The organism is Priestia sp. RMT2NF4, assembly GCF_047872835.1.
GTDB classification, from domain to species: domain Bacteria; phylum Bacillota; class Bacilli; order Bacillales; family Bacillaceae_H; genus Priestia; species Priestia zanthoxyli.
Genome location: NZ_JBLQZO010000001.1, coordinates 746,947 through 770,886, shown reverse-complemented (window position 1 = coordinate 770,886; position 23,940 = coordinate 746,947). Strand labels below are relative to the sequence as shown.

The 23,940-nt window shown below is 37.1% G+C and carries 28 protein-coding genes; 18 read left to right on the top strand and 10 right to left on the bottom strand.

All coding sequences use genetic code 11. The features are described 5' to 3' along the window. Window positions 1-5 precede the first annotated feature (5 nt). Both ACMX9J_RS03900 and cobO read left to right on the top strand, forming a co-directional pair. On the top strand, window positions 6-575 hold the full coding sequence (locus ACMX9J_RS03900) for a nitroreductase (RefSeq protein ID WP_033579163.1): 570 nt from the start codon (window positions 6-8) through the stop codon (window positions 573-575). A gap of 31 nt (window positions 576-606) precedes the next feature. Further along, on the top strand, window positions 607-1,146 hold the full coding sequence (gene cobO / locus ACMX9J_RS03895; RefSeq protein ID WP_028408311.1) for a cob(I)yrinic acid a,c-diamide adenosyltransferase: 540 nt from the start codon (window positions 607-609) through the stop codon (window positions 1,144-1,146). A gap of 26 nt (window positions 1,147-1,172) precedes the next feature. Here cobO and spoIIP read toward each other — a convergent pair whose 3' ends face one another. Continuing rightward, window positions 1,173-2,342, bottom strand: coding sequence for a stage II sporulation protein P (gene spoIIP, locus ACMX9J_RS03890; protein WP_034269194.1), 1,170 nt, complete (start codon window positions 2,340-2,342; stop codon window positions 1,173-1,175). Between the two features lie 160 nt (window positions 2,343-2,502). Then, window positions 2,503-4,071 (bottom strand): RQC-minor-2 family DNA-binding protein, encoded by a 1,569-nt coding sequence (locus ACMX9J_RS03885; protein WP_154991257.1) that lies wholly within the window; start codon window positions 4,069-4,071, stop codon window positions 2,503-2,505. A gap of 249 nt (window positions 4,072-4,320) precedes the next feature. On the opposite strand from ACMX9J_RS03885, the gene ACMX9J_RS03880 reads away from it, so the two are divergent. Continuing rightward, window positions 4,321-5,913: an APC family permease gene (locus ACMX9J_RS03880; RefSeq protein WP_013057301.1), complete on the top strand. Its 1,593-nt coding sequence runs from the start codon at window positions 4,321-4,323 to the stop codon at window positions 5,911-5,913. A 155-nt stretch (window positions 5,914-6,068) separates the two neighbouring features. Then, window positions 6,069-6,608 carry an SMI1/KNR4 family protein gene (locus ACMX9J_RS03875; RefSeq protein ID WP_033579160.1) on the top strand — a complete coding sequence of 180 codons (540 nt, stop codon included), beginning with the start codon at window positions 6,069-6,071 and terminating at the stop codon, window positions 6,606-6,608. 42 nt (window positions 6,609-6,650) lie between these two features. Here the strand turns inward: ACMX9J_RS03875 and ACMX9J_RS03870 are convergent, their stop codons facing one another. After that, entirely contained in the window at window positions 6,651-7,151 is a 501-nt protein-coding gene (locus tag ACMX9J_RS03870; protein WP_416225435.1) for a GNAT family N-acetyltransferase, read from the bottom strand. Between the two features lie 270 nt (window positions 7,152-7,421). Between ACMX9J_RS03870 and ACMX9J_RS03865 the strand changes: the two genes are divergently transcribed. Together ACMX9J_RS03865 and ACMX9J_RS03860 are read left to right on the top strand one after the other, a co-directional pair. Then, on the top strand, window positions 7,422-8,912 hold the full coding sequence (locus ACMX9J_RS03865; protein ID WP_416225434.1) for a sensor histidine kinase: 1,491 nt from the start codon (window positions 7,422-7,424) through the stop codon (window positions 8,910-8,912). Further along, entirely contained in the window at window positions 8,890-9,573 is a 684-nt protein-coding gene (locus ACMX9J_RS03860) for a response regulator transcription factor (protein WP_033579157.1), read from the top strand. Before ACMX9J_RS03865 ends, ACMX9J_RS03860 begins: the two co-directional genes overlap by 23 nt. Window positions 9,574-9,615: 42 nt before the next feature. Here the strand turns inward: ACMX9J_RS03860 and ACMX9J_RS03855 are convergent, their stop codons facing one another. Further along, window positions 9,616-11,235, bottom strand: coding sequence for a SulP family inorganic anion transporter (locus ACMX9J_RS03855; protein WP_047750849.1), 1,620 nt, complete (start codon window positions 11,233-11,235; stop codon window positions 9,616-9,618). Window positions 11,236-11,251: 16 nt separating this feature from the next. Next, window positions 11,252-11,839: a beta-class carbonic anhydrase gene (locus ACMX9J_RS03850; RefSeq protein ID WP_034269209.1), complete on the bottom strand. Its 588-nt coding sequence runs from the start codon at window positions 11,837-11,839 to the stop codon at window positions 11,252-11,254. Window positions 11,840-12,087: 248 nt separating this feature from the next. Between ACMX9J_RS03850 and ACMX9J_RS03845 the strand changes: the two genes are divergently transcribed. From ACMX9J_RS03845 to ACMX9J_RS03830, 4 genes are all read left to right on the top strand, one after another. Further along, window positions 12,088-12,750: a hypothetical protein gene (locus ACMX9J_RS03845; protein ID WP_416225433.1), complete on the top strand. Its 663-nt coding sequence runs from the start codon at window positions 12,088-12,090 to the stop codon at window positions 12,748-12,750. Window positions 12,751-12,905: 155 nt separating this feature from the next. Beyond that, the gene (locus ACMX9J_RS03840; protein WP_416225432.1) at window positions 12,906-13,358 is read left to right on the top strand and encodes a MerR family transcriptional regulator; all 453 of its coding nucleotides are present in this window, start codon (window positions 12,906-12,908) and stop codon (window positions 13,356-13,358) included. Next, complete coding sequence (locus tag ACMX9J_RS03835; protein ID WP_047750851.1) at window positions 13,328-14,500, top strand: MFS transporter; 1,173 nt, start codon at window positions 13,328-13,330, stop codon at window positions 14,498-14,500. Before ACMX9J_RS03840 ends, ACMX9J_RS03835 begins: the two co-directional genes overlap by 31 nt. 153 nt (window positions 14,501-14,653) lie before the next feature. Then, complete coding sequence (locus tag ACMX9J_RS03830) at window positions 14,654-14,953, top strand: TIGR04104 family putative zinc finger protein (protein WP_016764349.1); 300 nt, start codon at window positions 14,654-14,656, stop codon at window positions 14,951-14,953. Between the two features lie 32 nt (window positions 14,954-14,985). On the opposite strand, the gene ACMX9J_RS03825 is transcribed toward ACMX9J_RS03830, so the two are convergent. After that, window positions 14,986-16,185: a multidrug efflux MFS transporter gene (locus tag ACMX9J_RS03825; protein ID WP_033579550.1), complete on the bottom strand. Its 1,200-nt coding sequence runs from the start codon at window positions 16,183-16,185 to the stop codon at window positions 14,986-14,988. A 284-nt stretch (window positions 16,186-16,469) separates the two neighbouring features. On the opposite strand from ACMX9J_RS03825, the gene ACMX9J_RS03820 reads away from it, so the two are divergent. The 7 genes from ACMX9J_RS03820 to ACMX9J_RS03790 all read left to right on the top strand — a co-directional run bounded on the left by ACMX9J_RS03820 (window position 16,470) and on the right by ACMX9J_RS03790 (window position 20,448). Further along, window positions 16,470-16,868 carry an alanine:cation symporter family protein gene (locus ACMX9J_RS03820; protein ID WP_310884523.1) on the top strand — a complete coding sequence of 133 codons (399 nt, stop codon included), beginning with the start codon at window positions 16,470-16,472 and terminating at the stop codon, window positions 16,866-16,868. Between the two features lie 180 nt (window positions 16,869-17,048). Beyond that, a complete protein-coding gene (locus ACMX9J_RS03815; protein WP_154991259.1) occupies window positions 17,049-17,411 on the top strand; it encodes a YidH family protein in 363 nt (120 codons plus the stop codon). Window positions 17,412-17,692: 281 nt separating this feature from the next. Then, on the top strand, window positions 17,693-18,523 hold the full coding sequence (locus tag ACMX9J_RS03810; RefSeq protein ID WP_033579151.1) for a YihY/virulence factor BrkB family protein: 831 nt from the start codon (window positions 17,693-17,695) through the stop codon (window positions 18,521-18,523). Window positions 18,524-18,670: 147 nt separating this feature from the next. Beyond that, window positions 18,671-19,213: an alkaline shock response membrane anchor protein AmaP gene (amaP, locus tag ACMX9J_RS03805; RefSeq protein ID WP_416225431.1), complete on the top strand. Its 543-nt coding sequence runs from the start codon at window positions 18,671-18,673 to the stop codon at window positions 19,211-19,213. 15 nt (window positions 19,214-19,228) lie between these two features. Then, on the top strand, window positions 19,229-19,438 hold the full coding sequence (locus ACMX9J_RS03800; RefSeq protein WP_033579149.1) for a DUF2273 domain-containing protein: 210 nt from the start codon (window positions 19,229-19,231) through the stop codon (window positions 19,436-19,438). A gap of 27 nt (window positions 19,439-19,465) precedes the next feature. Then, window positions 19,466-19,906 carry an Asp23/Gls24 family envelope stress response protein gene (locus ACMX9J_RS03795; RefSeq protein WP_034269226.1) on the top strand — a complete coding sequence of 147 codons (441 nt, stop codon included), beginning with the start codon at window positions 19,466-19,468 and terminating at the stop codon, window positions 19,904-19,906. Between the two features lie 83 nt (window positions 19,907-19,989). Continuing rightward, the gene (locus ACMX9J_RS03790; protein ID WP_033579147.1) at window positions 19,990-20,448 is read left to right on the top strand and encodes a DUF523 domain-containing protein; all 459 of its coding nucleotides are present in this window, start codon (window positions 19,990-19,992) and stop codon (window positions 20,446-20,448) included. Between the two features lie 48 nt (window positions 20,449-20,496). Here the strand turns inward: ACMX9J_RS03790 and ACMX9J_RS03785 are convergent, their stop codons facing one another. The 3 genes from ACMX9J_RS03785 to ACMX9J_RS03775 all read right to left on the bottom strand — a co-directional run bounded on the left by ACMX9J_RS03785 (window position 20,497) and on the right by ACMX9J_RS03775 (window position 22,826). Next, complete coding sequence (locus ACMX9J_RS03785) at window positions 20,497-20,670, bottom strand: hypothetical protein (protein ID WP_306460852.1); 174 nt, start codon at window positions 20,668-20,670, stop codon at window positions 20,497-20,499. A 123-nt stretch (window positions 20,671-20,793) separates the two neighbouring features. Beyond that, window positions 20,794-21,963: an MFS transporter gene (locus tag ACMX9J_RS03780; protein WP_047750855.1), complete on the bottom strand. Its 1,170-nt coding sequence runs from the start codon at window positions 21,961-21,963 to the stop codon at window positions 20,794-20,796. 104 nt (window positions 21,964-22,067) lie between these two features. Next, the gene (locus ACMX9J_RS03775) at window positions 22,068-22,826 is read right to left on the bottom strand and encodes a TrmB family transcriptional regulator (RefSeq protein WP_033579145.1); all 759 of its coding nucleotides are present in this window, start codon (window positions 22,824-22,826) and stop codon (window positions 22,068-22,070) included. A gap of 217 nt (window positions 22,827-23,043) precedes the next feature. Between ACMX9J_RS03775 and ACMX9J_RS03770 the strand changes: the two genes are divergently transcribed. Continuing rightward, on the top strand, window positions 23,044-23,271 hold the full coding sequence (locus tag ACMX9J_RS03770; protein WP_416225430.1) for a hypothetical protein: 228 nt from the start codon (window positions 23,044-23,046) through the stop codon (window positions 23,269-23,271). A gap of 32 nt (window positions 23,272-23,303) precedes the next feature. On the opposite strand, the gene pssA is transcribed toward ACMX9J_RS03770, so the two are convergent. Further along, the gene (gene pssA, locus ACMX9J_RS03765; protein WP_176521421.1) at window positions 23,304-23,795 is read right to left on the bottom strand and encodes a CDP-diacylglycerol--serine O-phosphatidyltransferase; all 492 of its coding nucleotides are present in this window, start codon (window positions 23,793-23,795) and stop codon (window positions 23,304-23,306) included. Between the last annotated feature and the right edge of the window lie 145 nt (window positions 23,796-23,940).

Below are 23,940 nucleotides of genomic sequence, written 5' to 3'. Positions count from 1 at the left end.
ACAATATGACGATTATTTCACAGCTAAAAGAACGAAGAGCGGTACGAGATCATGAACCGCGTGAAGTCGAACAAGAGAAAATCGAACAGCTGCTTGAAGCAGCGACGTGGGCTCCAAATGACAGAATGAGAGAGCCCTGGAGCTTTTATGTGATTCAAGGAGAAGCAAAAAAGAAGTATGAAGAACTGGCTGAAGCGTATCTAAAGGAGCGCTTTCCGACAAAGCCTCATTTAGTAGAAAGTTCGTTAAAAGCAGTGAAAAATACACCTGTACATATTGTTGTAACAGCTGATACAGTTGAAGGAGACGAAGAAGCCACGGAAGATAACAAATATGCGGTTTCGTGCGCGATTCATTCCATGTGGCTAGCAGCTAAAGAATTAGGGCTTGGATTCGTTTGGAGAACAAGAGGAGTTGGTCTTGTTCGAGACGAGCGACTGTATGAGTTTATCGGAAAGCCTGCAGGTAAAGTCGTGGTAGGAAACGTATTTTTAGGCTATCCAAATGAAGAGTCTCTTACAAAAATGAAAGAGCCTGCTAGAACATCGTTTACAGAAAAAACAACATGGCTGTAAACTGAAATTCGAAGAAAAAGAGGTTTTTAGATTGAAAGACAAACGGGGTCTTACGTTAATTTATACCGGAGACGGAAAAGGGAAAACAACCGCTGCTTTAGGTCTTGCGTTGCGCGCTACGGGACGCGGACAAAAAGTATTAATGATTCAATTTATTAAATCTCCTCAGCGTACATATGGCGAAAAGCTGATGTTTGACAGAATAGGAATTGAAATGATTCAAACAGGAGTCGGCTTTACGTGGACAAAAACACCGCCTGAACATCGTGAAGCTTTGCAAAAAGCCTGGGCGCTCACGAAGGACAAAGTCTTCTCGAACGAATATGATGTGGTTATTTTAGACGAGTTAAATAATGCACTGGCTATCGATAAATTTCCTATTGATGATGTGCTACCGCTACACGAAGTAATTGACCTTATTCAAAAGCGCCCTGAGCATATGCATTTGGTCATTACCGGACGTTCTGCCAAAAAAGAAGTGATGGAAGCAGCAGATCTTGTGACGGAAATGAAGCCTCATAAACATTATTACGATGAAGGAATTCCGGCTGTAAAAGGAATTGAATTTTAAAAAGCCCTCAGTGAAGAGGGCTTTTTTTATGGAGCAGGGGCATCTACTTTTTCAGCTTGCCAGTAAAATTGGCTAATGACATCAGACAGTGCTTTTGTTGTGTTGGTTAGTTCATCAAAGTTATTGTCAACTCCACCCACTTCGATTAAAATCGCATTTTTGGAAACATCTTGATTATATACACCGTTACCGCTGGATTTGTTTTTGCCAATAACTCCGCGGCTTAATCCGGGATATTTCTTTTCAAGTCCTTCATGAAGCGCTTTTGCCATTTTTAAGTTTTGTTCAAAGTTTTGATTCGCTTTCCCTAAAACAAACACAACTTTTGCATACGATTTATTGTTAATCTTAATGGTTGTATTATCTTTTCGAAGCGAATCTCGGTGCAAATCGATAAAGTAAGTTAAATCTCTATTTTCAGTCATCGCCGTTTCAATGACTGTGCGAGACATGGCGTACGATTGATTGGTGTTCCAACCTTTTTCTTTTAATTTCTGTCCAATATTGGTTTGATCAACTTCTGCCCCAATTCCCTGAGCCTCTAAATCTTTTCCTAGCATATTTGCAACAATATTAATATTTGTTTTGCTATCCACTGCTTTATTAGCATCTGGATCACCTTCAAGTCCTAACAGAGGCAAGTAAGATTCCCAGCTGTGCGTATGATAAATATAAAATACCTTTTTCCCGCCAGTTGTATTATTATTTTGAGCGTTCGTACCATTGTTTTCTTTAGGCTGCTGAACTTTTGTAGTAGAATTTCTTTCTTTTAGCGTTTCATCTAGCGGCGGTGCAGATTCTCTAGGGAAGTTTGTGAAATTTGTGCCTTCACCGGCGATAATGATATTGGAGTCGTAAATACTGAATCCAGGAAGTTCGGAACCAAACAAGCTTCTCGCGTCTTCTGCTCGAATACTTGTTGATAACTCGAGCAGTGTAGAAGAAAGACCGGGAGGTGAGTAGTTTTTATCAAAAGCCGTTGAAAAATGATGGTTTTCTTGGCTCATTAAATAATAAAGACTTTCTGCTTTATGCTTTGATAACGTTTGATAGACAATAGAAGAATTGAACTGTTCTTTAAATGCTGAGTAACTTACTAGAACAATGATAGATGATGTCATTAAAACAACGGATAAAATAACAAGAACCATCTTATATGTTAACACTACAAAATTGGCGCGATTACTAGATTTCAATGGCGAAATCTCCTCTCTATGTCAGCGTCAGGCTAATAGGTATGAAGGACTTTGCTAATCTAGTAATAATTATATGAATGGAATTTTCTAATTATGATAAGCATTTAATAGAGAAAGTAGTCTTCAAAATCAAAAAAGAAGAATCACGTGAGATACAATCTCATATTCTCCGTGATTCTTCTTCAAATAGACCTCGGATGGCTTCTCCTTTTGGAGTGAGGCTGAATCCTTTTTTCTCTTTTTTAAGCAGCTGATAGTTTTGTAATTCTTGTAAATACGTAACAATGCGCTTGCGCTTTACGGAATTTAATAATCCAAATGCGGGTATTTTATCGAGCTCTTTTTGACGAATGCTGTTAGTAGAAACGCCTTCTAAAATTTGTACGTAACTCTGCTGAGTTTCCGTGTTTTTTAAGGTATCTATAAGCGTTAATAACTGTAACATTTGGTTTGAATCGAAAGTTATTTGACCGATTTTTAGCGGAGTCAAAAGCAGGTTCTGACGCTGCTTATGAAGTTCATTTTCTATCTTAGCGCTTATTTCTGTCAGCTTCGTTTCTATTTCGTTTGGACCCATATAACATATAAATTTGTTTGTTTCCTGCAGCAGGGTGACATCTGAAAAATCCCACTGTGAAAACCATTGTATGGAACCAATTTTGAGATTGGCATTCGGTGTTTTTACTTGTAATACGTTTTGAATGAAGGAAAGAAAAGGATCATTTTCCCGTAAAACTTGTTCTTCATTAAGTTGATAAGTGGTTAGGCTGCACAATTTGTCTTGGATTTCTTTGATGTGCACTTCATGATGCTTTAAAAGACTTTTCCACTTAAAAAAGACAAGCAGTTTTTGAATCACTTCTTCATTTTCATCTATAATCTCTTCGAACTGCCGCTGAGTTGTAGCTAATCGTTTGGCTGCTAGCACTACATTATACTCATCACCGAGTGAAATAGCATCATTTGTGACATCATATGTTACAGCGAGACCTCTGTTTTCTGAAGTTAAGCGAATGATCTCGTTTTCTCCGTGAACAGTTAATACCGTATCTTCCGTATCTGCAAATCCTCTCTCAAAGGCGGTGGAAGAAAGAGAGCGAAAAGGTCTCATAATGATTTCAATCCGATTGCGCCAAAAAGCAATTTGCTCAGGGTTTTTCATAATAAAAAGCAAAGGTGATTTTTTTGATTGTTCAATTGCTTCAATCACATCTGCATTTCGGTGATAAAGAGAAATGAGGGGATGTTTGAAAAAACACTTATTAATATGCTGAATCCATTCTTCTTTTGAAGAATCATGTATTCTAGCGCAAAACATGTAATCTTTCATAATGCTTCCGAGATAATTTTCCAACTCATTTTTAGTCAAAACCGTAAAATCTTGAGAATAAAACTCATCATGATGAATAGGAATGCCGCGATTCTTATTATATTCTTTCCATAGAAATGAAGTTGGTTTCCAAAAGTAAGGATAAACGTCTTCATTTTTATCAATTGCGACGGGAAAACCGCCCCTATGATTTCCATATAAGAATGTTTGAAAAAGGATGATATCTTCTTGAGGTAACTGATTCATTGCTCGCTCAAAGTAGTCGTCTAAACGTCCAAGCAACCCTTTAGTATGTTTACTTCCTACGGACCGAATCGATTTATTCTTACGTCCGAGCGGAAGGAATGTTAAGTGGTTGTAAGCTGTAAAATCAACTGGCAAATTCTCTGGTAAAGTCATTTATCTAACTCCTTTCATTTATTGAGTATTTTACCCATTAAAGAAAAGAAGAAAAAGTTTTAATGTGTCTTGAACGCAAGAATGATTTTTAAAAATTTTCTGTTAATTAACCTTTAGAAATAAAGAAAAGGGATTCAAAGTAATTTTGAATGGGTATAGTAATAAAAATTTTGACACATATTATCGAATATATATGAATGTTGTCAAAAAAACCAACAAAAGTGATGATTCATCCAAAGGAGGAAGCTTATGGAGAATAAAGGTCCGTTTAAAAAGACGATATCCCTATTAGATTTAACATTGATTGGATTAGGGGCTATTTTTGGTTCCGCTTGGCTGTTTGCCGTTAGTAATGTCGCTACGCAAGCAGGTCCTGCAGGAAGTTTTTCTTGGGTTATTGGTGGAGTTATTATTTTATTAATAGGCCTTGTATACGCTGAGCTAGGGGCTGCCTTGCCTCGTACAGGAGGAATTATTCGATATCCTGTTTATTCACACGGTCATCTTGTAGGCTATATGATTTCGTTTATTACGATCGTAGCTTACACTAGTTTAATCGCTATCGAAGTAACAGCAGTGAGACAGTATGTGGCTTACTGGTTTCCAGGTTTAACAAAATCCGGATCTGATTCACCAACGATATCTGGATGGATTCTACAATTTGTGTTGCTTTGCTTATTCTTTTTACTCAATTACTGGAGTGTAAAAGCATTTGCGAAATCGAATATTATCATTTCTATTTTCAAATATTTTGTACCGCTTACGGTAATTGTAACGCTGGCATTTTATTTTAAGTCAGGAAACTTTACGATGGGAGAGTTTGCTCCCGGGGGATTTGATGGTATCCAGGCCGCCATTGCTACAGGCGGGGTTATGTTTGCTTACTTAGGCCTTCATCCGATTGTATCGGTAGCTGGAGAGGTGAAAAATCCTCAGCGCAATATTCCAATTGCTCTTGTGATTTGTATCATTCTAGCAGCTCTCATTTATACTGCTCTACAAGTATTGTTTATCGGAGCTATTCCATCTGACATGATTAAAGGCGGTTGGTCCGGCATTCAAGATAAATTCTCACTGCCGTTTAAAGATATCGCTGTTGTTCTTGGCCTTGGCTGGCTAGCAACACTTGTTATTTTAGACGCTATTTTATCACCGGGTGGTAACGGTAATATTTTTATGAATACAACATCTAGACTTATCTATGCTTGGTCTCGTAACGGTACGTTATTTAAAACGTTTGCTCATGTGGATAAAAAAACAGGGATTCCACGATCATCTTTATGGCTTTCATTAGGACTTTCGATTTTTTGGACACTGCCATTTCCTTCGTGGAATGCACTCGTAAACGTATGCTCTGTTGCGCTTATTCTATCTTACGCGATTGCACCAATTTCATCAGCGGCCTTTATGGTGAACGCAAAAGATTTGGAAAAGCCTTTTAAATTAAGAGGAATGAGTATAATTGGTCCATTATCCTTTATTTTTGCTTCCTTTATTGTGTACTGGTCAGGATGGAAGACTATTTCGTGGCTGCTAACTTCTCAACTGGTCATGTTTGTTATATATTTGATTTTTGCTAAATATGTGCCTAAAAATGAAGTAAGTCTTCGTCAGCAGATTAAATCAACATGGTGGCTAGTTGCTTATTATATCATCATGCTCTTTATTTCTTATATCGGTTCGTTCGGCGGAGGGAAAGGTTTAATCGATACGCCTGTAGACTTAATTATCATAGCGGTCGTATCTCTTGGGATTTATTATTGGGCTAAATATACGGGCCTTCCAAAAGCGCTTATTGATTACGATCACCATCCTGAACAGGAAGAAAAAGCGCCTGTATAACCTGTAAAGCAGCGACATTCGCTGCTTTTTTCTATGTTATGCAAACATGAATTTCTAAAATTTATCGTATAATTGAGTAGGAAAGAAGGAATTAGCACATTATTGTTTAATTAATGTAATGTAACCGTTTTAAATCCAACGCTTGGAGGAAGAGTATGATTGAAAAAATAATAAATTCACTTCGAAAGCGGCTGTGGGAAAACAATAATGTTATAGAAGTGTGTAAAAATGAAGGAGAAGTATACAGAACCACTTGTACTTTTTTTGATGGAGTAAGCAAGAACCAACTGCAAGTTTTTGAAGAAGAAATGCATGTATCACTTCCTGAAGACTACAAGCAGTTTTTGCAGCTAACAAATGGGTGTAATTTGTTCATTGATGCTGACAAAAAAATAACAGGGAATCTTTATAGCTTAGAAGACGTAAGAGAAACAGCTTATAAAAGTCAGAGTCTTTATATGACAATTGGGTCTGTCGGAGAAGAAGAGATTATCATTGACTCTAAAAAATCAGCGCATCCTGCATATATAATAGTAAAAAAGCGGAACGCATCGTTTCAAGATGCACATGTATTACATATGAATTTTCAGAAATGGCTGGATTGTTTTATAGTGAGTCAAGGGAATTGTTTTTGGCACTGGAATAGGCTTTGTAATAAAGCTCATTCAACGGATAAAAAGACAACGGCTCAATAATATTATCTTCTAATAAATAAACGAGCACACTAGTGTGCTCGTTTATTTATTAGAAGGAAGACGTTCCCAACCGTATGCTTCGTCTTCAACTTTAGTTTCTCCAAATTGACTTGTACGATTCAAGCTTTTTTTGCCGCCTAATTTTTTATAAAACTGAATGGCTTTCTTATTTTTCTTCATGGCCCAAATAATCATAGACGTATAGTGCTGATCAGTAAATTCTTTTACTGAATGAGAAAACAGAAGACGACCAACTCCTTGGTTTTGCACTTCCTTGCAAACGTATAGCGCGTATATTTCAGCAGCGGACAAATGAGGTTTACCTGCTGAAAAGCCGACAATCTCTTCTCGTTCATCGATAGCGAGCAAAATAAAATGAGAAGGCTCGGTAAGAAAAAGGGACCACTTTTCTGCACTTTGTTTATAAGACAAGTTGTTTAAATAAGCATCAGGTACTAACCCTTTGTATGTAATGCGCCAGCTGTCTACGTACAGACGGGCAACAGAAGGGATGTGAGAGGAAGTAGCTTTAATAATTTTCATTAAAAAGTCTCCTTTTTTAAAATATTAAGGCATATAATATACCTTTCAGCCTAAGAATATTATGAAAAATAGATCATAATTTTCCAGTAATTCATAAAATGGTAAAAAAGGTGGTGTTCATTCTCACTCTATCACGGTAAAGTGAGAATATACATTTGTTTTGTTGTTTTAATTTTTACTATATGTATAATGTCTAACGATCTATTTGTTATTCACCTTTACTAGTCTATCAAATAGTTTTGTTAAAGCCAAAGGGGCATAGGGTAAGTCATGTCAATTCAGCTGCGTTTTGTTTTAACGTATATCAGTATTGTGTTTGTTTTTATTATTTTGCTTTTTTTATCGGGCTTTCTTATTTTTTTCTCCATTACTGGAGACGCCGATTTTGTAAGAAAACTGTACAGCCACTCCTATGAGTATAAATTGTTAACGCCAGAAGAAGAAAATGCATTCTTAGATTTAAAGTTATTGAGTGAAAAAAAACCAGAACAGCTGCTGCGGCCGGAGACAGTTAAAAAATATGAATTTGAAAATATTGATATTGTGATTCAAAAAAACACAGAGGTTGTATATGCTTCAGAATCCATTAAAGGAGAAAACCTTCGTAAATACTTGCCAAAGCATCAAAAAAGTAAAGGAAATCATTCGTATCAGCAGGACATGCTGCGCATAGGCAAGCAGTATTTTACATATATCAACCTTGATTTTCCTTTCTCAAATCAAGAAAAAGGAAGCATTTACGTTTTGCGAAAAATCAGTCCTTATGTAGGCATTATTAATCGGATTTTCCCTTTTTTAATCTTTCTACTATTAATTTTAGTCATTGTGATTATTGGATTTTTAAACTATCTTGTTTCAAGAAGCATTATTAAACCCATTCGTGAATTAAAAGAAGCAGCCGAAAAAATAAAACAAGGTGATCTTCACTTTGAGATCTCTGCTAATTCAAAGGATGAAATAGGCGAATTAACGCAAGCTTTTGAAGAAATGAGGCAAAAACTAAAATCTTCTGTTGAACTGCAAATTCAATATGAAGATAATCGAAAGCAGCTGCTTTCAAGTATTTCACACGATTTACGAACTCCCATTACTTCCATTGTAGGATATGTAGAAGGAATTCAAGATGGCGTAGCTAATACGCCAGATAAGCTTTCTAAATATTTGTTAACGATTTCAACGAAAGCAAAAGACATGAATGCGTTAATCGATGAGCTGTTTTTATTTTCTAAATTGGATTTGCATGAAATTCCATTTATGTTTAAAAAACTTAATATTTCTGCTTTTATGAAAAGCTATGTGCAAGAGCTTCAGTTTGAAATGAGCGAACATGATATTGATGTTTTATTTTCTAATGATTCTCTAACGACACTGTATGCAAAGGCAGATGCTGAGCAGCTGCGAAGAGTTTTAATAAATTTAACAACCAACAGCATTAAATTTATGGATAAAGAAAAAAGAAGAATCGATATCGTTCTTTCTGCTACCGAAAGTGAACTCATTATTGAAGTAAAAGACAACGGCTCTGGGATTTCACCGGAAGCATTAGCGCATATTTTTGACCGGTTTTATCGAGCAGAACAGTCCCGCAATAGCAATACTGGAGGAAGTGGACTTGGACTGGCCATCGCAAAACAAATTGTTGAACGCCACGGGGGAGACATCTGGGCACTAAGTAAGCTTGGCGAAGGAACAAGTATTTTCTTTTCTTTGCAAAAAATGAATGAAAATGGTGATACACATGAAGAAGATATTGTTAATTGAAGATGAAGTAAGTATTGCTGAATTGCAAAGAGATTATTTAGAAATTAACGATTTTGAAATAGACGTTCAATATAGCGGGGATAAGGGATTAGAAAAAGCGTTAAATGAACATTTTGATTTGATTATTTTGGATATTATGCTCCCTAAAGTGAGCGGATTTGAAGTGTGCAAGCAAATTCGAGCTGCAAAAGATATTCCAATCATTTTAGTTTCAGCTAAAAAAGAAGAAATTGATAAAATTAGAGGGCTCGGGCTAGGTGCAGATGACTATATTACCAAGCCATTCAGCCCTGGGGAGCTGGTCGCAAGAGTCAAAGCGCATTTAGCGAGATATGAAAGACTCTCTGATAAGCAGGAAAAGCGTATGATTCGCATTCATGGTTTAGCGATTGACACGCTCGCTAGAAGAGTATTTGTGAATGACAAAGAAGTGTTTTTTACAGCGAAGGAATTCGATTTGCTGAAGTTTATCGTTTCTCATCCAAATCAAGTATTAAGTAAAGAACATCTATTTGAAAAAATTTGGGGATTTGATTCTTCAGGAGACATTTCAACCGTAACAGTTCACATTCGAAAACTAAGAGAAAAGCTAGAAGAAAACCCAGCAGATCCTCAGTACCTAGAAACGGTTTGGGGAGCAGGGTACCGGTTTAATATTTAAAAAAAGAGATCCGAACGATTAATCGTTCGGATCTCTTTTTTATTACGTAGTAACGATTCTATGACGAGCTTTAATCTTACTCACGGGAGGTTCAGAAGAAAATATATTTTTTTCACCGATTTTATCATATAGACCGGTTGACTTTAACATTTCTTTCGGCTGGTGCTGTAAGCCAGAAATAACGACTTGGCTATGCGAATCTTTCAAACGTTCGACCACCTTCGATAGTAAAGCTTCTCCAGATGTATCAATAAAGGAGACTTGGCTCATTCGAAGCAATAAAACTTTCGGTTTCGCTTCAGCGATGTTATCAAAGGAATCTTCTAATACTTCAGCTGATCCAAAGAAAAGAGATCCTTGCATGGTATATTCCATCAGCTCAGATTTGTGAGCGTTTTCAGATGTTTCCGCTAAAACCTTTGAAATCTTCAGTGATCCGCTCATTCGTTTCACGAACATAACAATAGCTAAAAGTAGACCTACGCCTACACCTGTTGTTAAATCGATTGAAACTGTTAATAAAAACGTAGCTACAAGTACAAATGAATCAGCTGACTTGGTTTTTAAAATATGTGCAAATTCTTTACGTTCACTCATATTCCAAGCCACAAACATTAAAATAGGTGCCATACTTGCCAGCGGAATGTTTGATGCATAAGGAGCCAGCATCACAAGGACCAATAAAACAACTAAGCCGTGTATAACTCCTGATAACGGAGAAGCTGCGCCGTTTTTGATATTAGTAGCTGTTCTGGCAATGGCACCAGTTGCAGGAATTCCGCCAAATAGCGAGGTAGCGATATTAGCAATTCCTTGACCCACAAGCTCTTTATTGCTATTATGCTTGGTTTTGGCCATATTATCAGCAACAACAGCTGATAGTAAAGATTCAATACCTCCAAGCATCGCAATTACGCAGGCAGCAGGAAATAGCATCACGATGTTATCCCATGTTAAATCTGGGAAGCTAAAAGATGGTAGTTTACTCGGAATGGCACCGTAAGTAGAGCCAATCGTTGCAACTTTTCCTGGGAACAGTGTAATGGCTACAAGTGTGGAGACAAGAAGACCTAGAAGGGCACCGGGAATTTTAGGTAAAAACTTTGGCGTTATAATCACGATAGCTAAACAAATAGCGGCTATGATGACGCTGTAAATGTTAATCGTTGCAATTTTTCGTAGGATTTCAATCATATTTAAATGAAATTCCTCATGTTTTGCAATTCCCTTTAGGCCTAAAAAGTTAGCGATCTGACCTGAGAAAATAATAATCGCAATTCCTGCTGTAAATCCAATCGTCACAGGGCGCGGAATAAACTTTATAAGTTTCCCTAGTTTAAATATTCCGAGAAGCGTAATCATAATTCCAGCCATAAAGCCGGCAATAATGAGGTTCTCATAACCATATTGCATGACAACTCCAAGCAGCACCGGAACAAATGCACCTGTTGGGCCTGCAATTTGAAATTTCGATCCGCCTAATATTGAAACCATAATCCCTGCGATAATGGTTGTATAAATTCCGTATTCAGGTCTTACACCAGAAGCGATGGCAAAGGCCATTGCTAAAGGAATAGCAACGACCCCAACAACCAAACCGGCGATAATGTCTTTTTGTAAATGCCCTGCTGAATAGCCTTGAAATCGGTTATCTTTTAGCATTCGATAAAACCCTCCTTCATGAGCTTACGGTTTCAGCTCGGTCTTGGGAATAGCCGTTTACAACGACGTCAAGTTTTCCTGTTGAAGGATGAATAACCATTCCAGAAACAAGCACGTCTTTTGGTAATAAAGGGTGATTTCGAATCATATCCACACTGTTTTCGACACTATCCTCTACACATTCAAACCCAGTCAGCCATGATTCTAAATCAATACCAGCATATTTTAGATTACGAATCTGTTCCGTGCTAATCCCTCTTTGTTCAGCAGAGGCTAAAATAGCTTCAGCTTTCATGCCCGTCATTCCACATTCATGATGACCGATGACACATACTTCATCAGCTTGCAAAGCGTAGACGGCAACTAAGATACTTCTCATGACGCTACCAAAGGGATGGGAGATAACAGCTCCGGCATTTTTTACTATTTTTGCATCTCCATTTTTTAGCCCCATAGCTTTAGGAAGTAATTCTAACAAACGTGTATCCATACAAGTTAAAATGACTATTTTTTTGTCAGGAAATTTGGATGTTTGAAAAGCCTCAAATTGATTATTGGTTACAAATTTTTCATTAAACTTTAAAACTTCAGATAGACAAGTCATTGTTTTCCTCCTGCGTTATTTATTTTTAACTTATTTTTTAGTCTAAAGATAAAGTTTAAAAACGAACTAAATAAAATATTAAAATTTTCTTAAAATATTCAGAAAAAACTTATAAATAAACAGAAATTATATGCGTGAAATTATGTAAGCGTATTCTTTGTTTGTTTTCACGAAAAATAGGAATTATATGTTAAAATGGTACAAAGTTGGAATTTTATAAAAGAATGGTAGAGAGGAGGAAGGCAAAAGTGAAGGTTCTTATAGTAATAGGCATTATTTTCTGTTGTTTAGTAGGGTGCAGTTCTAATGCCCAAGTCACCAACGACAAAGAAATGGGAGAGAATATTCAGCAATCATTTGAAAAAAAAGGTGTAAGCTCAGTGGATGTATCGAAGTTAAGTGATTTTAAATGGGAAAAAGGATATTTATTCACAAACAAAAGCAAGAAAGCCGACGTAGAAAAACTTGTAAACGCACCGGTTAGTGAAGAAGTGATGAAAAAAATATCTGCTGCTGATCAAATGCTTGTGTTTGTACACGAAGGAGAGGTTGTCCGCTATGTAGAACTACCCCAAGATTTCATAGCGCATGATAAAAACCAACTTGAATTTTCATCTTCTCATTCGGAACTAAAATTTAATAAAAACAGGGAGGGCAGGCCTATAAAAGCAGGAGATAAAACGTTAAGTTCAGAAGATGCTTTAACTGTAGAATCAATTATGAAACAAATTCAATGGAAAAAAGCTGATTACAGCGTCACTCTTGACCCAGATGTACAGCTTACTTATGAGGGCGCTGTATACAATGTACGATTCACCTCCGATAGTGCGGAACTTACTTCTAAAAAAAGAGGAGTGTACGGTAAAGTAACAGGAGAAACAGCACAGCATCTATATGACATATTGATGTAACCTATTGATTTTTCAATAGGTTTTTTTGTGCACATATTTTTAAGATTTACATAAAATACCTTAATATTGTTGACATTAACGTTAACGTTAATCTATAATGAGTATATGAATAATTAACGTTAACGTTAATGTTAATGAGAGGTGAGGTGAAACATATGTATTTAATCGATGACGTGACGAAAATGACCGGTTTGACCAAGCGAGCTCTTCGGTATTATGAAGAGATTGGACTCATTTTACCCCCGCAGCGCACAAAAGGAAATGCACGAATTTATTCCGAAGAAGAGGTAAAAGAACTAAGAAAAGTAGCAGAAGCAAAAGAAGTTCTCGGTTTTTCTCTACAGGAGCTGCAGCAGTTTATGTCGCTTAAAAGAATGATTGAAGAAAGAAGTGAGCGGCAAGGATTGTCATTGAAAGAGATCACGCAAATAGAAGATTTGCTAGAAAATCAAATCAAGATGATTGATTTTAAAGTCGTAAAAATGCAGGCATTTAAAACAGAATTAAAAGAAATGCGAGAATCTGCTATGGCAATACATGAAAAAACAAAAACAAAAACAAAAGGAGAGATGAAAGAGTGGAAGGACAGCATTCAACTAACCGATTAGGTCAAATTATTACGGTAGTAGCTACTTTTTTAGCATTTATGGGAATTGGAGTAGTAGATCCGATTTTACCGGAAATTGCTAAGCAAATTGGAGCTTCTCATTGGCAAGTAGAAATGTTATTTACTTCCTATTTGTTGATGATGGCTATTATGATGATTCCAGCAGGCATCCTAGCGTCACGTGTAGGAGACAAGCGCTTAATGGTAACAGGACTTATCATTGTGACGATTTTTGCAGCCCTATGCGGGTTTTCTAACAACATTCCTCAGCTTTCCATTTTCCGAGCAGGTTGGGGACTTGGTAATTCGTTTTTCTTTGCAACAGCTATGACGCTGCTTATTGCATTATCAGGTGAAGTGAAAAAAGCAGTAGGATTATATGAAGCTGCAATTGGTTTGGGGATGGCCGGAGGACCGCTTGTAGGAGGCGTGTTAGGAAATGCTTCTTGGAGATTGCCGTTTTTCGGTACAAGTGCTTTAATTTTTATCGCCTTTATTTTAGTATTAACGATTGTTAAACAGCCTACAAGCACTAAACCTCGTAAAGCAGCAGGTTTTAAAGACATGGTTAAACTTTATAAATTAAAACCATTTACTCAAGGCGCTGTATCAGGCATGCTTTATTACTACGGATTTTTTACAGTGTTAGCTTATACGCCGCTTATTCTATCGATCGGAGCTCTTCAAATTGGCTTTGTTTTCTTTGGATGGGGATTATGTTTAGCTTATGGCTCAGCGGTTTTAGCACATCAGTTAGAAAAAAGATATCAGCCAAAACAAGTGTTACATGTTAGCTTAATTGTTTTTTCACTTATTTTAATTTGTTTATTTGCCTTTGATGCAACATGGTTGCGCATTGTTTTAATTATGGCAGCAGGTCTTGTATCAGGACTTAATAATGCCTTATTTACGAGTCATGTAATGGAAGTATCTCCTTATGAACGAGGAATTACATCTGGAGGATATAATTTCTTAAGATGGTTAGGCGCAGCGTTTGCTCCTTTATTATCAGGAGTTATCGGCAATGCCGTAGCGCCTCAAGCTCCTTTTCTTGTAGCAGCGATTCTTGGATTGCTCGCTTTTGTTATTATGGTTATAAAAGTAAAAACAACTTCTCAAACGAATGAAGCTGTTTCTAAATAAACGTTGAAATAAAAGGCTTTTTCCTGTAAAAAGCCTTTTATTTTGTTTTATGTTATAATAGTAAAAACGTTTTTAATCATAAAAATGAAACTCTTTACCAACTTGTACGTATACTTTATATGTACATAAATTCTTTTTAGGAGCGTGATGCCCATGGCCACCTGTCAAAATTGTAATCATAAATGGAACTGGAGGACAACCTTTAAACAACTGTTAACATTTAGAAACGTTTTAGAATGCCCACACTGTGACAAACAACAGTATATCTCTGCAAAATCCCAAAAGCGATTATCAATCTACTCATTTGCACCCCTTATTATTTGGCTTATTCTCTCACTATTTGACTTTTCCTTTCCATCCATTGTTGTCGCGGAGCTTATTTTCTTCATAGCAGCGGTTGTTATGATGCCACTTTCTTATGAAGTAAGCAGCGAAGAAGAACCCTTGTGGTAATAAAAAAACCTTCCGTTAACACGGAAGGTTTTTTATGCGGCTTTACCGTCTAGCTGCTGTCTGTGATGGCGCTGATAATACACCCACCCAGCATTCAACAGTAGAAGAACACTCGTTGTTAAAAATACGTAAGGAATTCCTTTAGCTCCGGCAATTTGTCCGCCAATCACTGGACCGGCTAAATTCCCGAAGTATTGTGCTGTTTGATTATAGCCAAACATTTTACCTGTAATCGAGTCCGGCACAATTTTCTTCAAATAAGAATTAATAGAAGGTAACAATCCTCCCATTGCAAAACCGAGTAAGAAACGTAGTAAAAATAGCTGCCAAGTACTATGCACAAAGGCCTGCAAGCCGCAAATAACCGCTACGATAAGCAAGCATATTTGAAGCACATTTTGAGGACCCACGCGATCGCTGATTTTGCCAAGTCTGGATGCAGCCAAAATATTTGAAATTCCTGTTGCCGCTACGACAAAGCCTGAAATAAGGGCAAGATGATCGGTATGAGTAGACAGTTGTTTTACATACAGTGTAACGATTGGCTGAATAGCCATAACCGCAAGCTGCAGTAAAAAAGTTGTAACAAATACACCAATCACGGCCTTTGAATTCTTAAGAGAAAGTAACCCAATGTTAGACTCTTTCGTCGTTTTCGCCGTCTCTTTTTTGTCTTCTTGAATTAAATTTACAATTAAAAAAGACAAAAACATAAATGCACCTGTCACGAAAAAGACGTGACGCAATCCAATTGTATCTCCTAAGTAGCCGCCTACTAGCGGTCCTAATAAAGATCCTGATACAGCCCCTGTAGACAACGTCCCTAATGCTTTACCGCTGTGCTCTTTAGGTGTTTGAGTCGCTACTAACGTAATGGCTGCAGAGATGAAGCCGGAAACGGCCCCCATTAAAAAGCGCAGTCCGACAAGCTGATAGACATTTTGTACAAAACCAATAGAAGTCATAACAATTGCCATACCCAAGCTTGCGCGAAGGAGCATCAGCTTTCGACCGTATTTGTCGGCCAAACTTCCCCATAAAGGAGAAACAATAGCGGCCATTAAAAAGGTAGCTCCAAATGCAATACCAGCCCATCTGCTGATGGAGCTTGTATCGTGAACCCCCAGCTTTTCAATATAAAGCGGTAAAAACGGAATAACTAAACTCATCCCGGCTGTGGTGCAAAAAGAACCGAACCAGCAAATGTACAAGTTTCGTTTCCATAATTCCATTCTATTTCCTTCTTTCGTTGTGCCGCATAGCGTAAAAACAACAAAAGAGCGAAACCATACGGCCTGCTCTTTTAGCATACATGCAGCATCTTTTTATCAGCTTAAATTATACCACATATCAGAAATATTTAAAAATAAAATGATTCACTTAGTGAACTATTAACATGAAATGAAAACAGAAAGATGTGCTGCGGTTACACTCCGCCTAGAACATAAAGTGACCCTTAGTTCACTCATTACCTTATGCTGTAACAGTAGGGGATATGTAAAGAACTTATGCTTCACTGAAAAAAGCGTCAGATAATCTGTCTAAAATATACGTTATATCCACACAGTATTATATTGCGGAAACGAACTTAGCTTACGTAATGAAAGGCAAACAAAATAAAATAGTATCCATGATCCTTAAGGCAGCTCTTTTAGCCACTACTTTGTACGGGTCTATCCGAACAGCTGAAACTGCATGGGCATTAGCAGACATCGGAGTTGGAATAATGGTTTGGCTCAATTTAATTGCAATTTTGATTTTAGCTAAGCCTGCTTTAATAACCTTAAAAGATTATCGCGAGCAGAGAAAACAAGGCATAGATCCTGTCTTTTCTCCTGGGAAATTAGGAATTCAAAACGCTGATTATTGGGACGAGGAATATCAGCATGATCAAGATAAAGAAAATGTTTCATAAACTAAAAAAAAGCCAACTGGGGTTGGCTTTTTTTTAGTTTGTGAAGAAGCTCTTTCGACCGCTTGAAAATGGTAATGATTCGTTTTTTTCGGGTATAATGTGGCATGAAGCGCCCTCAATTTATTTTCGTTTGAGCATTTATTTATAATAGAAGACATATAAAAGGACGGTGGTATGTGCATGACTAAAAAAGAAAATGAATCTATTTATATTCAGCAGCATTTAGCAAATGAACGAACGTATTTAGCGTGGATTCGAACGTCTATTGCTACACTCGGCATTGGTTTTGTTGCAGGCGGCCTGCATTTCAATTCCGGAAAAAAATTAAGTGAAGCAGCCGATACTCTTATTATTGCTGTTATCATCTTTTCTTTAGCTGCAAGTGCAGGTTTGCTTCTTTTCTCAACCTATCATTATTTTTCAACACGTGAAAAAATTAACAGCCAAACGTATCAATCTTCTCACGCTTTGGTTCTTTTCGTTTCAATGATTATGCTGATGCTGATCGGGGCTCTTATGTTTTACTTTTTTAACATAGCGTAAAAAGTTTAAGGTGTAAGAAAAAAGGGAATACACCCCCAAAGAATTTACGGTTTTATGAAAGAAAAAGAAGATCTATTGATATGGTGGTAATGGCAGATGTAATTATAATAATATCTTCTTTATGAACCGGCTGTATAATTTTACAGGTTAAATTCTTTGTTAACCGCGGATAATGGAAAAGGAAAGCTTTATAAGCCGAAACTTATCCAATCCATGTTGAACATAAAAAATTGAATATGAATTTCACTGTAGGGTGAAGCGAAAGTAAAGGAGAACGCTGTATGATTCAAACATCTAAGACCGTTGCCGCTCGTTTTTTTACGGAGCGTTTCTTTGATCAGGCTGCTCAAACAGCCTACTATTTTTTGTTATCTTTTGTACCGTTTATTATCTTTCTTTTTTCTCTGCTGAGTTTTTTTCCAATTGATACAAACAATTTGCTGATATTTATTGAACCATTTACACCTAAAAGCGCCTACGACGTAATTGAACGGTCAATTGAAACAGTTAACAATAGCGGGAAAAAAGTTTTATCTTTTAGTTTATTGGCGACTTTTTGGCTCGCATCTATGGCTATACAATCTTTGGTTCGTTCGTTAAATGACGCGTATCATATTCAAAGAAAACAAACGTTTTTGCGCGGTTTAATCAATGATTTAATTTTAACTTTTGGTTTTATGGTTGTAGTAGCTATTTCATTATTTGTACCAATTATTGAAGAGGTCATTCGACATTTGGTCCTAACAAAAGTCCATGTTCCTGACATATGGTTTCAAAGCTGGACGACAATTAGATGGGGAATTGGAACATTATTTTTATTAGGCTTTTTTATTCTTTTTTACAAACTGATGCCAAGCGCAAGAGTAACGTGGAAAGATGTACTTCCAGGAGCTGTTTTCTCCACGCTAGGATGGCAAGTTGTATCTACCGGATTTGGATACTATGTCCAGTTTGGAAGCTACTCGCAAATCTATGGTCAGCTTGGAAGTATTATTATTTTAATGGTCTGGTTTTATTTAACGGCCGCTATTTTATTAATTGGCGGTTTAATAAACGGTAATAAGTTCATCAAAGCTCACAAGACAACGTATAGAGACGTGGAAAACGACTAGGGAAACCTAGTCGTTTTTTTTATATTCAGTTTTACAGTTAAAAGGTTTATTAAAAAAATATCGCGGGTAACTATTGAATATCTCGTTGCCTTTCCTATACACATAACTAAAAAACAGTAGGAGTTCACGTTGAGATGAGGTGGAAAATTGAATAATTTTAATCGGTTTTTAATCGCAGTTATTGGAATTGCAGGACTGATTTGTTCCGGTATGTTAGCACTGATGGTTTATAAGGTTCCTCACCTTTCGAACTGGGTAGAAAAGTGGCATCATCAGGAGTGGTTTTACTACACGATATTATCAATAAGCGCATTTTTAGCTGTTATTTTTATTATTTTTCTTTTAACAGGCATATTTAGCAGACCGCCTAAAAAGAATTTAGCAATTGTAACAGGCGAAGGCAAAATAACCATTTCTAAAGCCACGATTGAATCTACAGCTTTGCGAGCAATTAGAGGCTTTCAGGGAATACGCTCTCCTGAAGTCCAAGCATCTATTCATTCTCGCAAAGAAAGAGTTAGTCTATATATTAACTGTTCGCTGTTTGGACGAGATGGGCTACCAACACTAGGAAAAGAGATGCAGCTTGAAACAAAACGCGCCGTGGAGGCCTTACTTGAGCTTCCCGTTCACTCCGTTCGTATTGACTTAACAGATACACAAACACGAAAGAAAGAACGTGTTGTGTGATGAAGGAGGGACATAATGGGTACTCCAGATAAATTGATTCCATACCGTGGCCGAGTACTTGGTATTCTGGCAGGTTTAGTGTTGGCAATTTTACTATTAACAATTGGTTTTGGCCCCACGCTGCTAATCGTAGCTTTTATGGGAATTGGTTATGTAATTGGGAAGTGGCGAGACGGTCATTTAGACATACATGCCTGGGTAGGATTCTTTACTAGAGGAAGATAGAAAATCACTTTAAGGGAGATGTTCGTTATGGCAGTTAATGAAACAAATACAGCAGTAAAACCTCAGGAAAATACACATCAAAATACATTAACATTTGAAGATCAAGTCATTAAAAAAATTGCTGGAATTGCAGCTAATGAAATTAAAGGGATTTTATCAATGAGCGGTGGATTTATGAGCGGGTTAACAGATCGCTTCCGCAGCACGGAAGACATCACAAAAGGGATTAACGCTGAAGTTGGAGAAAAGCAAGTTGCTCTTGATTTAAAAGTAATTGTTGAATACGGAAAAAATGTTCCAGCGATTTTCTCCGAAACTGTTCATAACGTGAAAAAATCAGTTCACGATATGACGGGCTTAGAAGTAGTAGAAGTAAATATGCACGTAGAGGACGTAATGACTCGCTCTGAATTTGAAGCAAAAACGGATCGAGACAAAGAGCAGGAGTCAAAGCGTGATCTTGAATAAAATATAAAAGGTAAACACTTCCATTCGTCATATATTCTTTGTATGATGAATGAGAAGTGTTTTTTTATGGGAGGGAGAATTCTGTGATATTGGTTAGTTCTTGCTTAGCAGGTCAAGCTTGCAGATATAATGGAAGCAGTGCCTTAGTTAAGGAAATGGAAGCGCTCGTTGAAAATAAAGAAGCGGTGATGATATGTCCGGAACTGTTAGGTGGATTTCACACGCCTAGAGAACCGGCAGAAATTATAAAAGGAACGGGAATAGACGTAATAAACGGAAATGCGCGAGTTATTGAACGATCGGGAAAAGACGTGACAGATATATACATAGACGGGGCCTATAAGGCACTGAACATCGCAAAAGAAATAAAAGCTACTGTTATTGTACTAAAAGAAAACAGTCCTTCATGTGGAAGTGAACATATATATAACGGAGCATTTCTAGGTGTTAAAATAGCCGGTGAAGGGGTAACGACTGCGTTGTTAAGAAAGCATGGTTTTATCGTTATATCCGAATCTCAATTTGCAGCTAAAATGTATTAAGAGCAATCACAATGACAAGAGGATGGGACAGAACGAAATGAATCCAACTCAAAGACAAACAATTTGGATGCATGATCTGGACTGCTTGCTCGACCGCTGTTGATTTCCGTGCAAGGCTTCGCTTTCCGCGGGCGGCCGATGAGCCTCCTCGTCGCTTCGCTCCTGCGGGGTCTCATCTGTTTCGCTGTTCCCGCAGGAGTCTTCACCTTGTCCTCCAACCAACAGCTATAAGTACCTGCGTTCACCATGATTATAAAAAAACACGAACTATTTATCCATTTTTGATAGATAGTTCGTGTTTCACTTTTATGAAATTATTTTTATCCAATCTCTTTTTGTAAAAGCTTATTTACTGTGAAGCGTATCTGCTGTGCTTTCTGTTCGTGTTACCGCATAAAGAGAGAAGCAAAGACCAAGCAATACAAAAATAGACCCGACCCAGCCGTTATAAATAACAGAGTATTGATTAACGACAATTCCTCCGACATAGGAGCCGATCGCAATTCCTACGTGTGAAATCGCTGCATTGGTGCTGATTAAAATGTCCGACGTGTCGCGTGCACTATGAATAATTAAATTGCTTTGAGCCGGTGAGACCGCCCAGCTGAGCGCACTCCAAATAATCATAAGAAGCAAGAACACAACGAATGGCAAATGAACGCCAAAAGGCATAGCAATCATGCTAACAAAAAAGAGAGCAATCATGGTGATAACAGACGAAGAAGGGTTCCATCTATCAGAAACAGCTCCTCCAAGTCCTCCTCCTGCCACTGCAGCAAGACCGAAAATACCATAAATAATGGTCACCATCGTTGTATTTAATCCTAGCGTTTCTTGTAAAAATGGCGTGAAGTACGCATAAAGCGTTAAATGACCCGCCAGTACAAACAATGTTGCTAGGTGAATAGCAAGCATTTTTTTATTGCGTAAAGCTTTTACCTGAGTCTTTAAAGGTACAATTGGAGCGGGAGCTAGACGTTCCATTGTAAACCAAACGGTAATCATAATAATAGCAGTTAAGATTGCAATCATAACAAATACTTGACGCCAGCCAAGCGCATTTCCAATCAAAATACCAAGAGGAATACCCAAAACAAGTGAGCCGCTGATTCCCATAAACACAACGCCAATTGCTCTGCCTTGATATTCAGGCTTTACCATTCTAGAGGCCATTGTGGTAGATAGGACAATAATAAAAGAGCCGCTCGCAGCAGCGAGGATACGCCCGATTAATAGCATATAATAACCTGAACTGTAGGCTGAAAATACATTGCTCAATAAGAAAATAAATAATGTCCACATATAAACTTTTTTCCGCTCTATCTTAGCCGTCACATTTAGTAAAATCGGCGCAGACAAAGCATAAACAAACGAATAAATAGAGATTAAATAACCTGCTTTTGCTAGTGATACATGAAATGCATCGGCAATTAAGTCCAAGATGCCTCCTAGAATTAATTCGACCGTTCCAACAACAAAAGAAGCAATCGCAAGTATGTAAACTTTTTTATTCATCAAAAAACCCCCTCTTTAAAAAGTTACAACTAGAATAGTAACCTTTTTTAGAGTGGATTTCAATAGGTAATATTAAAAAGGTTACTAATGAATTAGTAACCTTTTTAATATCGCAGTCGAGTAAGCAGCTCCATGATCTCAGAATCCTGAAGAAGCTGCTCTTGATATTTCTTTGTAATATGGGTAAGTGCGACATCATGATAAAAGAAATCAGCAAAAACTTTTACAAGCGGCTGCGACATGGTTTTTATTGCTTTCCATGTCTCATGTTCAATGCCGGCAAATAAAAGGTAGGCATCGTCAACAATAATCAACTGCGACGGCTCAAGGTTTTTATGATCATCTATTGGATTTAATGTATGTAAATGTTTGAGGGCAGTCTGCAAGTTTCCTATGGTTAAGACCTCGACGTTTACGCCTTGTTTCTCTTTTTCTTCTAGCAATGAGCGGTAATGTTCCAACTCATCATTCCAAGCCGATAAAATAATAGAAGATTCCGCTTCTTGAATCAACTGTTCAATGTGAGCAGAAATAGAGGATTTATCTTTTAAACTCCAAACATGATCATCTGTAAACGTTCTTTTAATTTTATATGTTTTTAATTCATTAATGTCATTTTCAAAATCAGCAGTAAGTTTTTGAATGACGGTTTGAAGGGCTACCGCTGAATAAAGTTTCTTTTTCCCGGACAATGTATTTACTACAATGCCTTTATCAATTAAACGATTAAGTACTTCATAAATCTTTGCTTTTGGAACATGCGAATACGTGACAATCGAACTAGCATCCAGCGGACCTTCATTCGCAAGCAGCGCTTCATATACTTGACTTTCATACTGAGAAAAACCAAATTTTTGCAGCATAATTCTCTATTCATCATCCTTTCTTTTTTTAGTATATCACGGTTTGTAAAAGTATTACTAATTGTAACTATATCTTATTAAACTATGTTCTAAATAATCAACAAAGATAAAAAATAGGCTATTAAAGGGTCTTTACTACGATAAAACTATTTTTAATCATGTGCTTTCCATACTAAAACACTCATCATCGGGTAAAGAAAAGAAAGAGGTGAAAAAAATGAAGAAAAATGAAAAACTACTGTTGAAAAAAATGAACATGAAACAGCAAAGAGAAGTGACTGCTCAGCTTGAAGACGTACTGGATTCCTTACTGTCTCTTGAAGAAAAATTATGCTCAGCACCTGATAATAGCGAGTGGCTTTCTTTACAAGCTCAGCTTGAAAAAAGAGAACATGAGCTGAAATTCAAGCATAAAATGCTGTGTGAGGAATGGACAGCGCTATAAAAGACAGGCATTTTGTCTGTCTTTTATGGCATCTAAATTTTCATGATCCGGATAGGACTCACCATCAAAATGGCTAAAATAATCATAAGATAAGGATTCACATAATAAAACATGCCGAGCAGTGCGATAATTAGAGCTGGAAAAGGAATAGGCAGCCCTATAAAATAACCTACGGTTGGATTTGCGCTAAATTTAGCTAATCTCAATGCACCCATGCTTGGATAAATCATAAAAGCGAGTACCGTTAGCCAAGAGTGGGGAGAAAGAGTATGAAATAGCATTGCAGGCGCTACGCCAAAGCTTATAATATCAGCCAAAGAATCTAGCTCTACACCAAACTCACTGTTAACTTTTAGCTTTCTGGCAATTTTGCCGTCAAATAAATCGAAAAAAGCGGCTAAAAAAATAAAAAGAGCAGCTAAGCGTTCGTAGCTGTTCATATTAAAGGCTATGGAAAATACGCCGCTTAGCAAATTTCCAATCGTAAAGAGATTCGGAACCCATTTTAACAGTCGAAGCATCAATGTCATACAACCGCCTTTCACAGTGTGTACAATTAGTGTAACTGTTAAATCGTATTATTATGTGAGATGCAAGATAAAAAGAAAGGAGTATTGAAAACTGGCTGTCGTTTCTGTAATATATATCGTATAATACGATAATAACTAA